This window comes from Qipengyuania marincola, from assembly GCF_029688625.1.
Classification (GTDB): domain Bacteria; phylum Pseudomonadota; class Alphaproteobacteria; order Sphingomonadales; family Sphingomonadaceae; genus Qipengyuania.
In genome coordinates this window covers 369,472-386,486 of record NZ_JARULC010000003.1, presented here as the reverse complement: position 1 = coordinate 386,486, position 17,015 = coordinate 369,472, and the positions used below count along the sequence as shown (strand labels likewise).

16 protein-coding genes are annotated in these 17,015 nt (G+C 63.7%); 14 read left to right on the top strand and 2 right to left on the bottom strand.

Going from position 1 to position 17,015, the window contains the following annotated elements:
- Positions 1 to 58: 58 nt before the first annotated feature.
- The 4 genes from P8Q88_RS11805 to folP all read left to right on the top strand — a co-directional run bounded on the left by P8Q88_RS11805 (position 59) and on the right by folP (position 6,418).
- Complete coding sequence (locus P8Q88_RS11805; protein ID WP_278324032.1) at positions 59 to 295, top strand: hypothetical protein; 237 nt, start codon at positions 59 to 61, stop codon at positions 293 to 295.
- A 553-nt stretch (positions 296 to 848) separates the two neighbouring features.
- Complete coding sequence (locus P8Q88_RS11800; RefSeq protein WP_278324031.1) at positions 849 to 3,905, top strand: TonB-dependent receptor domain-containing protein; 3,057 nt, start codon at positions 849 to 851, stop codon at positions 3,903 to 3,905.
- A 246-nt stretch (positions 3,906 to 4,151) separates the two neighbouring features.
- Positions 4,152 to 5,120 carry an HWE histidine kinase domain-containing protein gene (locus P8Q88_RS11795; protein WP_278324030.1) on the top strand — a complete coding sequence of 323 codons (969 nt, stop codon included), beginning with the start codon at positions 4,152 to 4,154 and terminating at the stop codon, positions 5,118 to 5,120.
- Between the two features lie 173 nt (positions 5,121 to 5,293).
- Positions 5,294 to 6,418, top strand: a complete 1,125-nt coding sequence (folP, locus tag P8Q88_RS11790; RefSeq protein WP_278324029.1) for a dihydropteroate synthase — start codon at positions 5,294 to 5,296, stop codon at positions 6,416 to 6,418.
- On the opposite strand, the gene P8Q88_RS11785 is transcribed toward folP, so the two are convergent.
- Complete coding sequence (locus P8Q88_RS11785; RefSeq protein WP_278324028.1) at positions 6,415 to 7,197, bottom strand: SDR family NAD(P)-dependent oxidoreductase; 783 nt, start codon at positions 7,195 to 7,197, stop codon at positions 6,415 to 6,417. The two genes, folP and P8Q88_RS11785, sit on opposite strands and share 4 nt — an antisense overlap.
- 19 nt (positions 7,198 to 7,216) lie before the next feature.
- Positions 7,217 to 8,635 (bottom strand): sigma-54-dependent transcriptional regulator, encoded by a 1,419-nt coding sequence (locus P8Q88_RS11780; protein ID WP_278324027.1) that lies wholly within the window; start codon positions 8,633 to 8,635, stop codon positions 7,217 to 7,219.
- A gap of 183 nt (positions 8,636 to 8,818) precedes the next feature.
- Between P8Q88_RS11780 and P8Q88_RS11775 the strand changes: the two genes are divergently transcribed.
- From P8Q88_RS11775 to P8Q88_RS11730, 10 genes are all read left to right on the top strand, one after another.
- Positions 8,819 to 8,968, top strand: a complete 150-nt coding sequence (locus P8Q88_RS11775) for an aa3-type cytochrome c oxidase subunit IV (protein ID WP_278324026.1) — start codon at positions 8,819 to 8,821, stop codon at positions 8,966 to 8,968.
- Positions 8,969 to 8,978: 10 nt separating this feature from the next.
- Entirely contained in the window at positions 8,979 to 10,115 is a 1,137-nt protein-coding gene (locus P8Q88_RS11770; RefSeq protein ID WP_278324025.1) for an NAD(P) transhydrogenase subunit alpha, read from the top strand.
- Between the two features lie 65 nt (positions 10,116 to 10,180).
- Positions 10,181 to 10,729, top strand: a complete 549-nt coding sequence (locus tag P8Q88_RS11765) for a fasciclin domain-containing protein (RefSeq protein ID WP_278324024.1) — start codon at positions 10,181 to 10,183, stop codon at positions 10,727 to 10,729.
- Between the two features lie 128 nt (positions 10,730 to 10,857).
- A complete protein-coding gene (locus P8Q88_RS11760; RefSeq protein WP_006833497.1) occupies positions 10,858 to 11,142 on the top strand; it encodes an NAD(P) transhydrogenase subunit alpha part 2 in 285 nt (94 codons plus the stop codon).
- Complete coding sequence (locus tag P8Q88_RS11755) at positions 11,139 to 12,614, top strand: NAD(P)(+) transhydrogenase (Re/Si-specific) subunit beta (RefSeq protein ID WP_278324023.1); 1,476 nt, start codon at positions 11,139 to 11,141, stop codon at positions 12,612 to 12,614. Before P8Q88_RS11760 ends, P8Q88_RS11755 begins: the two co-directional genes overlap by 4 nt.
- A 4-nt stretch (positions 12,615 to 12,618) precedes the next feature.
- Positions 12,619 to 12,957: a hypothetical protein gene (locus P8Q88_RS11750; RefSeq protein ID WP_278324022.1), complete on the top strand. Its 339-nt coding sequence runs from the start codon at positions 12,619 to 12,621 to the stop codon at positions 12,955 to 12,957.
- Positions 12,958 to 13,006: 49 nt separating this feature from the next.
- Positions 13,007 to 14,197 (top strand): parallel beta-helix domain-containing protein, encoded by a 1,191-nt coding sequence (locus P8Q88_RS11745; RefSeq protein WP_278324021.1) that lies wholly within the window; start codon positions 13,007 to 13,009, stop codon positions 14,195 to 14,197.
- Positions 14,194 to 15,210, top strand: a complete 1,017-nt coding sequence (locus P8Q88_RS11740) for an SO2930 family diheme c-type cytochrome (protein WP_278324020.1) — start codon at positions 14,194 to 14,196, stop codon at positions 15,208 to 15,210. The genes P8Q88_RS11745 and P8Q88_RS11740 overlap by 4 nt, the downstream gene beginning before the upstream one ends.
- Entirely contained in the window at positions 15,207 to 16,208 is a 1,002-nt protein-coding gene (locus tag P8Q88_RS11735; protein ID WP_278324019.1) for an alpha/beta fold hydrolase, read from the top strand. The genes P8Q88_RS11740 and P8Q88_RS11735 overlap by 4 nt, the downstream gene beginning before the upstream one ends.
- A gap of 65 nt (positions 16,209 to 16,273) precedes the next feature.
- A complete protein-coding gene (locus tag P8Q88_RS11730) occupies positions 16,274 to 16,963 on the top strand; it encodes an aspartate/glutamate racemase family protein (RefSeq protein ID WP_278324018.1) in 690 nt (229 codons plus the stop codon).
- The last annotated feature ends 52 nt before the right edge of the window (positions 16,964 to 17,015 follow it).

Here is a 17,015-nt window from a genome sequence, read left to right as displayed (position 1 = left end):
CATAGCAGCTGCGACTGAGAGACGAACCGCGCTCCCGCTTATCTTCCGGGAGACGATCATGGACCTCAACAAGCTTTATTCGGACCATCAGGCTGCGCAGATGCGCGCGGACACGGCGATTTCGGACGGGTTCCGCGATCGTTGCCTTTCCGACGCTGCAAGGCTTGCAGACGAAATCGCGCAATTCCAGACCACCCTCGGGGCCGCCGCTGCTCTCGCATGGACCGCCAGGGCGAGCAAGGATGCGCTCCTGGCAAGCCTGAATTCCGCGCGGACTGCCGGCCAGGGGTCGTGAACGCAAGCGGCGAAGGGCCTTGCGGCCTTTCTCGTTCCGCCACTCTAAGGCAACGCGAAATCACCCGCAGCGCGATTCTGGCCCTTGGCCGCGACGAGGGGATCAGCTTCATGAACAGCCATCATTCCGCGCTCGAACAGAGGCCCATCGATCTTGCGGCAGAAAGCGAAGCCGGCAGGGCGCTCGTCGAGGGCGCTCTGCGAACCGCCTCCGGGCCGCGCGAATGAGAATCCCGAATATCTGAAAGAATTCAGAAGCGACCCGAAGGGCACCCTGCAAATCCGTAGGGTGACTTCGACTTTGGCCCTCGGCATCTGCAAGGTGCCGGGGGCTTTTTTCCCAGTGTGACTAATGGAATTTTGCGATCTGCTTGGCGGCGGTCGCAAGCTCCATCGCGCGCAGCTGCGCTGCAAATCCGCGGCTTTCTGCCGTGGCGAAACTGCCACACTTGTCGGCCAGTTGCCTCGGCACAGTCAAGAAATCGTGGTCACGTCCTTCACACATGCTAGCGGGCGGCGATCAAATTCTCCGATTAGCTGATGAGGGACGCTTTATGAAATTCACGTCGATTCACCAGGGCAAGCGCGCGATGCTGGCAAGCGCTGCCGTGCTCGCACTGGTTGCTCCGATGACGGTGCAGGCGCAGGATGTTGCAGAGGACGAAACCTGCCTCGACGAAAACGCTGACGGTGATTGCGACGATGTCGCTGGTGCAGTCGAGCAGAATGCCATCGTCGTCTCCGGAACGCGCATCCGCACACGCGAATACGACTTCGCAAGCCCCGTGGTCGCGATCGACGACACCGCCATCCAGAACAGCGGCGTGACCAACCTCACCGACTTCCTCACCGAAGCTCCGGCGCTTACCGGATCGTACAACTCCAACGACGGTTCCGGTGCCAATGCCGGGATCGGCGGCGTTGGTCTCAACCTGCTCGATCTGCGCAACCTCGGCACGCAGCGGACGCTGACGCTGATCGATGGCCGCCGTCACGTTGCGGCAGTCCCCGGTTCGTCCTCGGTCGATACGAACTCGATCCCGATCGACCTGATTGAACGGATCGACATCGTTACCGGCGGTGCATCGGCGATTTACGGCGCGGACGCTGTCAGCGGCGTCGTGAACTTCGTCACCAAGCGCGACTTCGAAGGCTTCACCGTCCGGGCCCAGACCGGCATTTCGGAAAAGGGTGACGGCAATTCCAGCTTCGTTTCGGCAACCATCGGCACCAACTTCGCCGGCGGCCGCGGCAATATCGCTGCCAATGTCGAGTATGGCCATGACGACCGTCTGCTGTTGTCGGATCGCCGTGCGTTCGGGCCGAGCTTCCGGGCCTTCTTCGACAATCAGGACGATCTGGCCGACGATCCCAACATCCCCGATCGGATTCTCGCGTCGGACGTGAACTATCTCGACTCGAGCCCGATCAGCGCGATCGACACCGATTTCGATTTCCTGCCCGATTTCCTCGGTGACGGCCGTCCCTATATCCCGGGCACCTTCCTCGGCAGCTTCTTCGAGAGCGGCGGCTCGGGTACCCCGGTGTCGACCTATAGCGGCGAAATCCTGCCGAACCTCGATCGCTACATCGGCAACCTGCTCTTCAGCTACGAGCTGACCGACAGCGTTCGCTTCTTTGCCGAGGGCAAGTACGCCCGGGTCGATTCCGAATCCTTCGGCCAGCCGACCTTCGACTTCTTCATCGGCGTGCCGACCGACAACCCGTTCATCCCCGCCAACATCAACGACCCGGCAGTGAACGCGTTCGACTTCCTCGACATCGTGCTGGTGACCGGCCGCGACAACCTCGATCTTGGCCGTCGCGGTGAAGACAACCGCCGTGAGACCTATCGCGGCGTTGCCGGCATCGAAGCCGACATCACCGACACGATCCGCTTCGACGCTTCCTATGTCTATGGCCAGTCGGACAATGTCATTCGCCAGACGAACACCCGCTTCAATGACCGCTTCTTTGCGGCGCTCGACGCGGTCGACGAAGGGGAATTCCTGACCGGCACGCCCAATGGCAACATCGTCTGCCGTTCGAACCTGACCGGCGATGCGACCAGTTCCAACCAGAACGTCACCGGCGCTTTCTTCTTCGACGATTTCGACACCCTGTCCTTCACGCCCGGTGCGAACAGCGGCTGCGTGCCCTTCAACCTGTTCTCGAACAATCAGGATCCGGCATCGCTCGCCTTCATCAACACCACGGCGGTCGATACCAGCACCATCAAGCAGCATGTCGCTACCGCGGCATTCAGCGGCGATTTCGGTGACGGTTTCGCACTTTGGGGCGATCCGATCGGCTTCGCGCTCGGTGCCGAATATCGCAAGGAAATCAGCGAAAGCATTCCCGATCCGGTCAACACCACCGGCCTGACCTTCGGTAACGCCCTGTTCCCGGAAACCGGCTCGTTCGACGTCTACGAGGGCTTCGCCGAAGTGCGCGTGCCGATCGTGCAGGACCGCCCGGGCTTCTACGAACTGACCGTCAACGGTGCGGCGCGCGTATCGGAATACTCGACCGTCGGCACGACCTTCACCTACCAGGGCGGCCTGGTCTACGCGCCGATCGCCGACTTCCGCGTCCGCGGCACCTATGCGCAGGCGGTTCGCGCGCCGAACATCGGCGAACTGTTCTCGCCGTCGAACCAGACCTTCGCCTTCATCGACGATCCGTGTGCATTCGACAATCGCGACAATGGCAGCGCCACGCGCGAAGCCAACTGCGTCGCGCTGCTGTCGGGTCTCGGCCTGACAGATGCGCAGATCGCGACGTTCACCGGCGACGCCGGGGTCAGCCTGCCGGGCCTCAGCACCGGCAATCTCGACCTGAGCGAGGAAACCGCGAAGACGATCACTCTGGGTGCGATCTTCCAGCCGAGCTTCATTCCGGGCCTGGTGATGTCCGCCGACTACTACGACGTGGAAATCGAGGATGCGATCTCCACCCCGTCGGCCAACACGCTGCTTGAACTGTGCGTGGATGCTGCAACGCTCGACAACGAATTCTGCGACAATATCGATCGTACGCCGGTCGGTGCAGGCTTCGACCCGAACGATGCCGGGATCGTCAGCGGCTTCACCCTGCGTCCGCAGAACGTGGCCGCGTTCTCCACCAAGGGGATCGACTTCTCGCTGCGCTATCGTCAGCCGACGGACAATCTCGGGACGTTCAACTTCAGCGTGGTGGGCAACCACCTGATCGAGCTGAAGACGCAGGGCACACCGGGAGCTGACATCATCGAGAATGCCGGGGTGCAGGGCGCGCCGGAATGGCAGGTGAACTTCGACTTCAACTGGACGCTCGACAACTTCAACTTCAACTACGGCATCAACTACTGGGACGAGACGCTGCGCTTTGCTCGTCGCACGATCGAGGCCGATCCGGACATCGTGGCACCGGAATTCATCAAGATCGATGCGAAGTTCCAGCATGACATGCAGCTGCGCTGGACGACCGAAGACGACATGAGCTTCTACGTCGGGGTGAACAACATCTTCGACCAGGAACCCGATGTCGGCCTGACCTTCTATCCGGTCAGCGCTCTTGGCCGGTTCTTCTACGCCGGTGTGCGTATCACGGGCGACCAGCTCGGCTTCTGATCGTCGCACCGACTGCCTGAACGAGAAAAGCCCCGGTTTGCGCCGGGGCTTTTTTCATTGGGCAACCTTCGGTCTAAAAGCGCCTCTTGCCCGGCTTTTTCCAATGGGAAAGCGATCTGCCTGGCCGGCCAGACCACTTTTGCGGCGCGAGCCTTCGCCGCGCATCTGCTCGCGCAGGACGGCTGACAAATACGCAGGGTCGTTTGAGCGGGTGACACTCGCTGTGCCCGTGTTAGAACGCCGGCAATGACGGACCTCAGGCCATTCGACAATTTAAGCGCCGATCACCTTCGCCTGATTCTAAATACGGCGCACATAGGGATCTGGGAGCTCGATCTCGCTTCGGGGCGGGCCATCCGAAACTTTCATCACGACCAGATTTTCGGGTATGACCAGTCGCCCGTCGAGTGGACCTACGAGAGATTTCTCGATCACGTCGTCCCCGACGAACGCGAGCGAATTGCGCAGCTTCAACAAGAGGCGATCGCGTCGGGAACGGAATGGGCCTTCGACTGTGCTATCGTCACGGCTGCCGGCGAGAAACGATGGATCAGTGCTGCGGGGCGCCCGCTTCTGGGGGACGATGGCGAACCGTACAAGCTGATTGGTCACGTCATCGACATTACCGATACCAAGCAGCGGGAGTCGCGGCTGAGGCTGCTGACCGACGAGCTCAACCACCGCGTGCGGAACATGCTGTCGATCATCAAGTCGATCGTGCGGCTATCGTCGCGCAAGGCCGGCGATATTGCGACTTTCGCAAATGCGCTGGAAGGTCGGGTAGGGGCATTGGCACGCAGTCACAAACTGCTCGTGAGCGACGATTCCGCTGCCCTGTGTCCGAGCGAGATACTGGAGGCCGAGCTGGCCGCCTTTCCCGAGCTGGAAGACCGCATTTCGGTCGATATCATCGGCGAACATTCCCTGTCCGGCACGACCGGACAGGGCCTGGCGCTGGTCTTCCACGAATTGATCACAAATGCGCTGAAATACGGGGCGCTGTCGAACGACGCCGGACGCGTGACGGTGCGGATAGACCAGCAGAAAGGTGCGCTGCAGATCGAGTGGCGTGAGATCGACGGTCCGCCGGTCGAGAACAGGAATGCGGGCGGCTTCGGGTCGTTGCTGATTTCCGATGCTCTCGGAACTATGGGGCGAGTGGACATGCGCTACCCGCGAACGGGTGTCGAATGCGATATCGTGATCGGTGCCTGACAGCCGGGCTGTCCTACAGGGCTTGCCTGGCCTAGTCAGGCGGGCATGAACTCCAGAGCTGCTTTCCTTCTCCCCCTCACCATGCGACCACCGCGCTGCAATTCAACTTTTCTTCCCCAGGACCGTGTAACATGCGGTCCATGTCGCGGTGCTTGCCCTGAGGCTTTCCAACAATGATCCAACATGCCTACATCCGCCCCATCGGCTTCGTATCCGGTCCGCAGGCCGAGCATGGCAATGCCATCCGGCTTGCCGGAAGCATGGTCTATGCCAGCCGTTTTGCGGTCATCCTGCGGCGCGTCGACAAGCAGGGGGGCGGCGAAGTGGTCGACCGCTGGTTGGCTGCGCCCGATACGATGGCCGAGGTGCTGGGACAGTTGCCCGACGACGTGGCGGGTGATGCGGAAGCGCAATGGGCCAACCTCACGCTCGCGCATCCGGCGCTGGAGCTGGGTGCGCGCACGATCCGCCTCGACCAGCCGCAGGTGATGGGCATCCTCAACATGACGCCCGACAGCTTCAGCGACGGTGGCGCACATGACAGTCCGGAAGCCGCACGCGAGCACGCCGCGGCGATGGTGGAGGCGGGCGCCTCGATCATCGACGTGGGCGGGGAAAGCACGCGACCCGGTGCCAAGCCCGTGTGGGAAGGCGACGAGATCGCGCGCGTCGTCCCGGCGATCGAGGCCTGCGCGGCGATGGGCGCGGCCGTCAGCGTCGACACGCGCAAGGCGGCGGTGATCGAGGCGGCGCTCGATGCAGGCGCGACGCTGGTCAACGACGTCAGCGGCCTGACCCACGATCCGCGCGCTGCCGAAGTGGTCGCGCGCGCCGGCGTGCCGGTGGTGCTGATGCACGCGCCCGGCAGCGGCGAGGACCTGCATGAGGGCGGGGACTATGCCAATGTGGTGTTCGACGTGTTCGATGCACTGCGTGGCCGCCGCGATGCGGCGCTCGAGGCAGGCATCGAGGCCCGCAACATCCTGCTCGACCCCGGCATCGGCTTCGGCAAATCGCTCGCCGAGAACCTTGCGTTGATCAACGCGCTGCCGCTGTTCCACGCACTCGGCCACCCGCTGCTGCTCGGCGCGAGCCGCAAACGGATGATCGGCGCGCTCTCGCATGAGGCCGAGACCAATGCGCGCCTGGGCGGCAGCGTGACGCTGGCAGTGAAGGGCATGGACGCCGGGGTCCAGCTCCACCGCGTTCATGATGTGCCGGAAACCGTCCAGGCGAGAAACGTGTGGCGGGGCCTGCGCGATGCGGCGCTGACCGACTTCGCGGACCTGCCGGGCTAGTCTCCCGGCGAGGCTGCGCTCCCGGCCAGCAGGCCCCCGTCGAGCGTGAGTTCGGCGCCGGTCATGTAGCCGCTCTCGGCGCTGGCGAGGTAGACGCACAGCGCGGCGACCTCCTCGACCGTGCCGAAGCGCTTCAGGGGCGTGTCCTTGACCATGGCGGCCTTGCGCTCCTCGAGGTCCGGTCCGTCGCCAAGCAGCGTCTCCCACATCGGGGTGAGCACGGCGGCGGGGTGGACCGAGTTGCAGCGGATCGCCCAGCCGTTCTGCGCGGCGTAGAGCGCGACGGATTTGGAATGGTTGCGGATCGCCGCCTTGCTGGCGGCATAGGCCGCCGCGCCGGGAATGCCGACGATGCCGGAGCGCGAGGACATGTTGATGATCGAGCCGGCCTTTTTGGGCCGCATCGCGCGCAAGGCATAGCGGCACCCGAGAAAGCAGCCGTCGGTATTGACCGCATGGACCCGGTGCCACTCGGCGAGACTGGCATGCTCGGGATCGTGCGGGCCGGGCGAGTCCTCGAAGCCGGTGATTCCGGCGTTGTTGACCAGCACGTCGATCGCGGGAAAGACCTGCGCGAAAGCATCCCAGTCCGCCTCGCTGGCGACGTCCAGCCGGTGGAAGGTGCAGCCAAGGTCATCGGCTGCTTTCCTACCTGCGCCTTCGTCGATATCGGTGAGTACGACTCGCGCACTTTCGGTCAGAAATGCTTCGCACACGGCCTTGCCGATCCCGCGCGCACCGCCGGTCACGACGCACAGCATGCCGTCCAGTCTTGCCATGGGTTTAGGGCTAGGCGGCTCAGGCCGCGTTGTCGATGCCGAGCTCGGACAACTTGCGGTACAGGGTCGAGCGGCCGATGCCGAGCCGGCGGGCGACTTCGGTCATGCGGCCCCGATAATGCCCGATGGCGAGGCGGATGATGTCGGCCTCGATCTCCTCGAGCGGACGGACGTTGCCGTCGTCGGTGTAAAGCAGGACGCCCAGACCGCGCGCACGGCTTTCGCCCCGGTCGGCGCTGTCGCCCAGCAATTCCGCGAGTTGCGGGAAACTGTGTGCCGTCAGCGCCTCGCGCTGTTCGTGCACGCAAGCGCGGTAGAGCACCGACTGCAGCTGTCTGACATTGCCTGGCCAATCGTAGCCTTCGAGCAGGATCAGCCCGCTATCGGCGATGGAGTGATGGCTGAAGCCGGGCTGTTCGCCGATCTTGGCCAGGAAGTGGCGCGTCAGCGCGGGAATATCCCCCATCCGCTCGCGCAGGGGCGGCAAGGCGATCCGGGTGGTCGAAAGAACGTCGAACAGGCGTTTGGAAAAGCGGCCGGTGTCCAGCTCCTCGTCGGCCATCGGTTCGATCGAGGCGAAGATACGCACATCGATCTTGAAGCCGTGCGCGGCGCCGGTCGGGCGAACGATCCCGGTTTCGAGGACGTTTGCCAGCCGTTCCTGAAGTGGCAGATCCATGCGGTCGATATCGTCGAGGATCAACGTGCCCCCGTCGCAGTGCTCGAGCAGCCCGGTCTGCCGGTCGAAGGCACCGGCGAAGGCGCCTTTCTCGTGCCCGAAGACCAGCGATTCCAGCGAGGTCGCAGGCATCGCGCCGCAACCCACCAGCTTCATCTTCGCCTTCGAGCGGGTCGATGCGGCATGCATCGCGCGCATCAGCATTTCCTTGCCTGTCCCGCTTTCACCTTCGACCAGCACATGGCCATGGCCGCGCGCTGCGGTGGCTGCCTTGGCCAGTGCGGTGCGGAACAGGGCGGCTGTACCGACCATCGCGTCGAAATCGAGATCGGCGGCCAGTTTCTCCGTCATTGGCTGCAGTTCGTTGCGCGGAGCTTCTGCACGGGTCGCACTGCGCAATGCAGCCATCAGGCGATCGGGATCGACCGGCTGGATGAGATAGTCGGTGGCTCCGGCCCGCATCGCCTCCACCGCGAGAAGCGGGGATGTACTTGCCGTGAGCATGAGTATCGGCACGTCGGGCCGGGCGCTGCGGATGTCGCGGATCAATTCGCTCGCCGCATCGCCGGGCACGCGCTGGTCGAGCAGGATGCCGCGCACGTCGGCTCCGTCCTTGGAAGCGAGCGCCTTCTTCGCCTCGTCACCCGAAGCGACCGTCAGCGTGCGCCAGCCTTCGCGTGTGGCAAGCGCGCTGACCAGACGGCTCTGTGCCGCATCGTCATCGATGAGCATCAGCAGACGTGTTGCCTCGCTTGCCATGATTTCCTGCAACACTCCCTTAGAGTTGCGGCCCGTTGCGAGCCGGTATCATCGCGATATAGCGCGTCTGGGTAAAGACCTGATTAAGCCTGTTGTGCTCGGCGAGTGCGCGCGGGGGCTTGAGCACGCCCCGGCCTCGCGATAGACCGGTTCCAACATCAAAATCCTATCAGAGGTATCGCCATGGATTCCGCCGACGACATGAAGGCACACAGCGCTAACGACATGAAAGCGCACAGCAGCACCTATTCCTCCTTCATTGCGAACCTGAAGTGGTCCGTGCCGCTGATCGCAATCATCGCCCTCATCATCGTCGTCATGATCTCCGAATAAGCGCCGCTTGATGCGCATAGCGGTACTGAAAGAGCGTGCGCCCGGTGAAAGCCGGGTCGCGCTGACCCCCGAAACGGCGAAGAAATTCATCGCTCTGGGGGCGGGTGTCGCGGTGGAGGAGGGCGCAGGGCTTGGCGCCTCGATCGCCGATGACGACTATGCGCAGGCTGGGGCAGAGGTCCTGCCCGGGCCGAAAGCGGTGGAAAACGCCGATATCGTCATGGGCGTGCAAGCGCCCGATGTGGCGGCGTTGGAGGGCGCGAAGCCGGGCGCTTGGGTCGCGGCGACCTTCGATCCTTTTCGCGAACGCGATCGGGTAGACGCCTATGCGAAAGGCGGCTTCGAGGCGCTGGCGATGGAGTTCATGCCGCGCATTACGCGTGCGCAAAGCATGGACGTGCTCTCCAGCCAGTCGAACCTTGCCGGCTACAAGGCGGTGATTACGGCGGCGAACGAATACGGCCGCGCTTTCCCGATGATGATGACCGCCGCCGGCACGGTGCAGGCGGCAAAGGTATTCGTAATGGGTGTGGGTGTGGCAGGGCTGCAGGCAATCGCGACGGCCAAGCGCCTCGGCGCGCAGGTTTCTGCCACGGACGTGCGCTCGGCGACGAGGGAACAGATCCAGTCGCTCGGCGCGAAAGCGGTCTTTGTCGAGGATGTGGAGGGGATCGAGGGCGAAGGCTCCGGCGGCTATGCCACCGAGATGAGCGAGGAATACCAGAAGGCACAGGCCGAACTGGTGAGCTCGCATATCGCCAAGCAGGACATCGTCATCACCACGGCTCTGATCCCGGGCAAGCCTGCGCCGCGCCTGATATCCGACGCGCAGATTGCCAGCATGAAGCAGGGCAGCGTCATCTTCGACCTGGCCGTTGCGCAGGGCGGTAATGTGGAAGGGTCGCAGCCGGACGAAACGGTTGAAAAGCACGGGGTCAAGATCGTTGGTTATTCGAATACCGCCGGGCACCTGGCCGCCGACGCATCCGCGCTGTTCGCGCGCAACCTCTACAATTTCCTCTCCGCCTTCTGGGACGAGGAAGCTGGCAAGCCGGTACTCGACGCGGAAATCGGCGAGGCCGTGCGGCTGACGCAGGGCGGCAAGGTGGTCAACGAGAGGCTCTTGCCGATTAAGGAAAGCACCTAATCGGAACGGGCACCACTCCGGAAGGTTGTTAAGCTGAAACCCTTCACAAATCTGGAGTCGCTCAAATGAACAAGCTCACCCTCGCTATGACCGCCGCCGCTGCGCTCGCCACATCGGCCTGCGCCATGTACGGTGATGGGATGGAGGACACGCCTGCCGCCGTTTCGGTGAATGTCGTTGAAACCATCGTGGACTCGCCGAACCATACGACGCTTGAATCTCTCGTGACCACGGCCGGACTGGTCGACACGCTTTCAGGCGCCGGCCCGTTCACCGTCTTCGCGCCGACGGACGCAGCCTTTCAGAAAGTCCCCGCCGCGACGCGCACCGCGCTCACCCAGCCCGGCAATCGGGAAATGCTGCGCGGCATCCTGACTTACCACGTGGTGCCGGGCCGACTGACCGCGGCCGACATCGCTACGCGCATTGAAAATGCCGGCGGCACTGCCGTTCTCACGACCGTCCAAGGCACCCGGCTCACAGCCACGGTCGAAGGCGACTACGTCAAGCTGACCGATGCAGTTGGCGGTACGGCCTATGTCGAGACTGCCGATATCCTCAATTCGAATGGTGTCATCCACTCGATAAATTCGGTGCTGATGCCCCGCAACTGAGGACCACCTAATCTCTCGAAAGTTTGAGGCCGTGTCCAAGAGGGCGCGGCCTCTTTCTTTGCGACGCGAAACTCGATAGGCCCTGTGTCGAGGATAAAAGATCCCGCCGGGTATAGAGGGGGCGCGCGATGGACTTCATTTCGATCCTGTCGATCTTCGTGCTGGCGTGTTTCGTCGGCTATTACGTGGTCTGGTCGGTCACGCCCGCGCTGCACACGCCGCTGATGGCGGTGACCAATGCCATCTCGAGCGTGATCATCGTCGGCGCGCTGATCGCGGCCGCGGCGGCGGATGTGCCGGGGGCGAAGTGGCTGGGGCTGCTCGGCATCGTGCTTGCCAGCGTGAACATCTTCGGCGGGTTCGCGGTGACCGCGCGAATGCTCGCGATGTACAAGAAGAAGGAAAAGAAATGATGCTTCGCCTTCTCCTTGCCGCACCCATTGCGGCGCTGGCCGCGCCCGCCCATGCCGCAACCGGCGAGGCGGTGAATCCGTGGGTCGCGCTCGCTTATCTTGTGTCGGGCGTGTTCTTCATCCTCGCGCTGCGCGGGCTGTCCTCGCCTGCGACGAGCCGGACGGGCAACCGCTTCGGCATGATCGGCATGCTGATCGCGGTGGTGACGACGCTGGTGACGCACGACATCGCCAATATCGTCGAAATCCTGATTGCGATCGCGGTCGGTGGCGCGATCGGCCTTGTCATCGCTCGTCGCATTGCCATGACATCCATGCCCGAGCTGGTCGCGGCGTTTCACTCGCTGGTGGGCCTTGCCGCGGTGCTGGTGGGCTGGGCGGCCTATCTCAATCCGGGCGCTTTCGGTTTGCTTGTGGGCGACAGCATCGGCGCCGTTTCCAAGGTCGAGATGGGGCTCGGCATCGCCATCGGGGCGATCACCTTCTCCGGGTCGGTCATCGCCTTTGCCAAGCTCTCGGGCAGGATGAGCGGATCGCCGATCCTCCTGCCCGCGCGCCATCTCATCAACCTCGGCACGCTGGCGGCGATCATCGTGCTGACCGCGCTTTTCGCCATGGCCGGTCCTGCCGAGACAATGCCGCTGATTATTGCGCTGACGGTGCTGGCGTTCCTCATCGGCTTCCTGCTGATCATCCCCATCGGCGGGGCGGACATGCCGGTCGTGGTCTCGATGCTCAACAGCTATTCGGGCTGGGCGGCGGCGGCGATGGGCTTCACGCTCGGCAATACGGCGATGATCATCACCGGCGCGCTGGTCGGGTCCTCGGGCGCGATCCTCAGCTACATCATGTGCCGCGCTATGAACCGCAGCTTCATTTCCGTGATCGCGGGCGGCTTCGGCGCGGACGACAGCTCAAGCGGCGGCGAGGCGAAGGAGCAACGCCCCTACAAGCAGGGCAGCGCGGCCGATGCGGCCTTCATGCTCGAACAGGCGGAAAAGGTCATCATCATCCCGGGCTACGGCATGGCGGTGGCGCAGGCGCAGCACGCCCTGCGCGAGATGGCCGACATGCTGGAGGAGAAGGGCGTGGAGGTGAAATACGCCATCCACCCCGTCGCCGGGCGCATGCCGGGCCATATGAACGTGCTGCTGGCCGAAGCGCAGGTCCCTTACGAGAACGTCTTCGAATTGGAGGACATCAATTCCGAGTTCTCGCAGGCCGATGTCGCCTTTATCATCGGTGCGAACGACGTGGTTAACCCGGCGGCCAAGACCGACAAGTCATCGCCCATTTACGGCATGCCCGTGTTCGATGTGGACAAGGCCAAGCAGGTTTTCTTCATCAAGCGCTCCATGGGCGGCGTGGGCTATGCCGGCGTCGACAACGATGTCTTCTACATGGACCAGACCATGATGTTGCTGTCCGATGCGAAGAAGATGGTCGAGGAAATCGTGAAGGCGCTCGACTGAGGCGATGCGCAAGGTCGTCATCATCCTGGCGCTGCTGGCCATGGGCGTGGGCGCGCTGGTGTTCTACCTCAATCTCGACAGCTGGAGCGAGGAGCGCATTACCGCAACGCTCGTCGCGCGCGGCATGCCTGCGCCGATGGCAGAGTGCATGGCGGGCCGGATGGTCGAAAGGCTGAGCCCTGCGCAACTCGCCAAGCTGCGCCGCCTGGAGCCTCAGGAGGGCGAGGCGCAAGTGCCGCTATCGGTCGCCGAATTGCTCGAGCGGCTGCGCCGGGTCGATGATCCCGAGGTGATCGAGGTGACCGGCACGGCCGCTGCGGTGTGCGCTTTCACCGCGCGCTAGCTTGCAATCCTTTCCCCTTGCGTCAGAATAGGTTGCAAGGGAGAGACTCATGATCCGACTGACTGCTGCTGCCATTCTTCTGGCATGTGCATCGCCCGTGTTGGCGGAAACTCACACCGTGGCGCCCGGCGAAGGCGCGCAGGAGCGACTGCAGGAGGCCCTGATCCTCGCCCAACCGGGCGACGAGATTGTTCTCGAGGCGGGCCGCTATGCACTGACCGACGGGCTCAGTCTCGATGTCGACAATGTGACTGTGCGCGGCGCGGGGATGGACGGCACCGTACTCGACTTCACCGGTCAGCAAGGCGCAGGCGAGGGCTTCCTCATCACCAGCGACAATGTGACGGTGCGCGACTTCGCGCTGGAAAACCCCAAGGGCGACGGGATCAAGTCCAAGGGCGCGGACAATATCGTCTATCACCGTATCCGCGTGACCTGGACGCGCGGACCGCACGAGAGCAACGGCGCTTACGGCATCTATCCGGTCGAGAGCGCGGGCGTCCTGATCGATGGCGTGAAGGTTACCGGCGCCAGCGATGCAGGCATCTACGTGGGCCAGTCCAACGGCATCACCGTGCGCAATTCGATCGCCGAGGCCAATGTTGCGGGGATCGAGATCGAGAATAGCCGCAACGCGCTGGTCGAACACAATATCGCCACCCGCAACACTGGCGGCATCCTGGTGTTCGACCTGCCCGACTTGCCGGTGATGGGCGGCGGAAACGTGATCGTGGCCAACAATCTGGTGGTCGCGAACGACACGCCCAATTTTGCCCCCGCCGGCAATATCGTCGCCGGCGTGCGGCGCGGCACTGGCATCATGGTGATGGCGAACGACAATGTGCTGGTCGAGAATAACATTCTGTCCGGCAATCCGACCGCGCCGGTGATGGTGATCGCCTATACGCAGCCTTTCGAGGACGAACGCTACGACCCGCTCCCGCGGCAGGTGGTGATAGGCGAGAATCTCTATGACGGTGGTGGCTACGATCCGCAGCTCGATGGGGCGGAAATGCTACTCGCGGCCTTCGGCGGAGAGCTTCCTCCAGTGCTGTGGGACGGGCTCGGCTCGCTCGCCGCGGTCGAGGGCACGGCGGGGTGGAGCCTCAATCTCACCGAGGCCGGCAAGGGCCTCGGCGCAGCGCAACCCGGACCGCTGGCGGTCCCCGAACCCGCAGCCGAATTCGACCGCAGCGGCATCGGTGCGCCTGCCGCCCTCGACGCCAGGCTGGCGGGATGAGGCACGGCGCGCTCCTTGCCGCCGCAGCGCTTGCATTCGCAGGCGCCATGGCCGTGCGCGCGACACCTCCTCCGCTCCAGCATGTCAATGATGAAGCTATAGTGGCCGCCGGCATGCCACGTCTGCTTTCGGACTACGGCTTCTTCGCGGATTTGGGGGCGCAAGTGCCGGTTCGGCATGTCTATCCTTACCGCCTCAACACGCCGCTGTATTCGGATGGGGCGGACAAGTTGCGCTTCGTCTATCGTGCCGCAGGAACGCAGCTCCGCGCCGATGGCGAAGGGCTGCTCGAAATGCCGGTCGGCACGGCGCTGATCAAGACTTTCGCTTTCGGTGAGGGAGATGATCGCAGGTTGATCGAGACTCGTGTCCTGCTGCACCGCGCGGATGGCTGGGTCGCGCTGCCCTATCTCTGGAACGAGGATCAGAGCGATGCGAAACTGGCCGTCGCAGGCGCGCGGATCGAGCTGACGACACCTAAGGGCGAGGCAATCAGCTATCGCGTACCGAACAAGAACCAGTGCAAGGAATGCCACGGCCTCCAGGGCGCGGTGGTCCCAATCGGTCCCAAGGCACGCAACCTTTCGAGCGAATGGCTCACGGCCATGGTGGAGGGCGGTCATCTCGACCGGTTCCCGCAGGGTGCCGACAGGCTTCCCGCGTGGGAAACGCGCGAGACTGCCGATGTGACGGCCGCCGCGCGCGCCTATCTGGACGTGAATTGCGCCCATTGCCATCGGCCCGGTGCGACAGCCTCGAACAGCGGGCTCGATCTGCGATGGGAGCAGCACGATCCTGAAGCACTCGGCATCGGCAAGCGCCCGGTGGCCGCTGGCAGAGGCGCCGGCGGGCATCTGTTCGACATCGTGCCCGGCGCGCCCGACAAGTCGATCACAGTCTATCGGATGGCTTCCACCGAACCGGGCGTCGCCATGCCCGAACTGGGCAAGGAAACGGTCGACGAGGACGGCCTCGCGATCGTGCGGCGCTGGATCGAGGGGATGGCCCCGTGAAATGGGTGCTGCGCGTCCTCGGTGGGCTCTTGCTAGTGCTCATCGCCGCGTTCTTCATCTTCCGGGTGCCGGACACCGATCCAGAAGAGATGTGGGCGAAATACGGTGCGGCGCCGTCGCAACGCTTCGAGCTCGCGGATGGCCGCACGGTCCATCTGCGCGACGAGGGACCGCGCGATGCGCCAGCCATCGTTCTGCTCCATGGTTCGAACGCCGATCTCGCGACCTGGCAACCATGGGTGGAGCGCCTGCGCGAGGATTACAGGGTCATTCGCTTCGACCAGCGCGGGCATGGCCTTACGGGACCCGCACCGGACAATGATTATTCGCTCGCGGCATTCGTTGCGGACGTCGACCGGGTGGCCGACGCGCTCGATCTCGATCGGTTCGTGCTCGCGGGAAATTCGATGGGGGGCGGTATCGCCATGGGCTATGCCATCGCCCATCCCGAGCGGCTCCGGGGTCTGGTGCTGGTCGATGCGGGCGGGGCGCCGATCCGCCGTGAACGTGGCGGAAACCTGGCCTTCACGGTCGCGGCCATGCCGGTTGTCGGCGATGCCGCGAGCCAGGTCTTGCCGCGTTCGCTGGTTGCGCGCAGCCTGTCGCAAAGCGTTTCCAACCACGAGGTGGTGACCCCGCAGGCTATCGATCGCTATTGGGAGATGGCCCGTTATCCCGGCAATCGCGGCGCAACACGGGCGCGCTTTTCCACCAGGCGCGTACCGTTCACGCCCGAACAGATCGCCGAAGTCGAAGTGCCCACGCTGGTGATGTGGGGGAAAGAGGACGCGCTCATCCCCTATGCCGCGGCGGGCTGGTACATGGACCACCTCCCGCAGGCGACCCTGGCCGCGTATCCAGCCATTGGGCATCTCCCGATGGAAGAGGCACCCGATCGCTCAGCGCAGGACCTGCGCCAATGGCTTGATAGCCTTACCACGGGCGGCAATCCCGATCCGGCGGAACCCGCACAAGGCCCGTCCGTTCTGAACCCCTGAACCATAAGCAAGTCTTTGCGGGGCCGTGAGAACTCGCAGCAACAGGGACATGAAGGGGCCGGAATTTGCGAACTTTGGGGCTGATCGGAGGCATGAGCTGGGTGTCGACGCGCGCCTATTACGAACGGATCAACCGTTTCGTACAGAAGCAGGCGCCGCCCATGGCCAGCGCGCCACTGCTGATCGAGAGCCTCGACTATTCGCAAGTCTATGAAGCCAAGCAGGCCGATGACTGGGACCGCGTCGCCCAGATCCTGACCGATTCAGCCCGGCGGCTGGAAACCGCCGGCGCACAAGGCCTGGTGATCGCTGCCAACACGATGCACAAGGTCTATGACCAGCTTGCCGAGGCGGTCAGCCTTCCGATCCTGCACATCGCCGATCACGTGGGTGAGGCGATGCAAAAGGCGGAATGCAGCAATGCCGCGTTGCTGGGCACCCGCTTCGTGATGACCGAAAGCTTCTATCGTCAGCGGCTGATCGGTTATGGCGTCGATCTCCTTCCGCCCAAGCCCGAGGACGTGGAGATGGTCGATGGCATCATCTACAAGGAATTGATGCTTGGCCGGGTCACCCGCGATGCGGAGCGCGCGCTCAAGACCATCATCACAAGCAAGGACAAGGAAGGAGCGGAGGCCATCGTGCTCGCCTGCGCGGAGCTGGAGATGGTCGTCGACACGCGCGCCAATGTGCTGCCCGTGTTCGACTCCACCGAGATCCATTGTCGTGCAGCCGCGGACTTCATTCTCAATTGATATAATCGCGCCGCCTTTGCGACTTTTTGGCGACAGTTCCGCAGCTATCCGC

Coding starts and splice junctions, on each gene's coding strand:
- P8Q88_RS11805 (WP_278324032.1), top strand. CDS start 59: ATGGACCTCAACAAGCTTTATTCGGACCATCAGGCTGCGCAGATGCGC.
- P8Q88_RS11800 (WP_278324031.1), top strand. CDS start 849: ATGAAATTCACGTCGATTCACCAGGGCAAGCGCGCGATGCTGGCAAGC.
- P8Q88_RS11795 (WP_278324030.1), top strand. CDS start 4,152: ATGACGGACCTCAGGCCATTCGACAATTTAAGCGCCGATCACCTTCGC.
- folP (WP_278324029.1), top strand. CDS start 5,294: ATGATCCAACATGCCTACATCCGCCCCATCGGCTTCGTATCCGGTCCG.
- P8Q88_RS11785 (WP_278324028.1), bottom strand. CDS start 7,197: ATGGCAAGACTGGACGGCATGCTGTGCGTCGTGACCGGCGGTGCGCGC.
- P8Q88_RS11780 (WP_278324027.1), bottom strand. CDS start 8,635: ATGGCAAGCGAGGCAACACGTCTGCTGATGCTCATCGATGACGATGCG.
- P8Q88_RS11775 (WP_278324026.1), top strand. CDS start 8,819: ATGGATTCCGCCGACGACATGAAGGCACACAGCGCTAACGACATGAAA.
- P8Q88_RS11770 (WP_278324025.1), top strand. CDS start 8,979: ATGCGCATAGCGGTACTGAAAGAGCGTGCGCCCGGTGAAAGCCGGGTC.
- P8Q88_RS11765 (WP_278324024.1), top strand. CDS start 10,181: ATGAACAAGCTCACCCTCGCTATGACCGCCGCCGCTGCGCTCGCCACA.
- P8Q88_RS11760 (WP_006833497.1), top strand. CDS start 10,858: ATGGACTTCATTTCGATCCTGTCGATCTTCGTGCTGGCGTGTTTCGTC.
- P8Q88_RS11755 (WP_278324023.1), top strand. CDS start 11,139: ATGATGCTTCGCCTTCTCCTTGCCGCACCCATTGCGGCGCTGGCCGCG.
- P8Q88_RS11750 (WP_278324022.1), top strand. CDS start 12,619: ATGCGCAAGGTCGTCATCATCCTGGCGCTGCTGGCCATGGGCGTGGGC.
- P8Q88_RS11745 (WP_278324021.1), top strand. CDS start 13,007: ATGATCCGACTGACTGCTGCTGCCATTCTTCTGGCATGTGCATCGCCC.
- P8Q88_RS11740 (WP_278324020.1), top strand. CDS start 14,194: ATGAGGCACGGCGCGCTCCTTGCCGCCGCAGCGCTTGCATTCGCAGGC.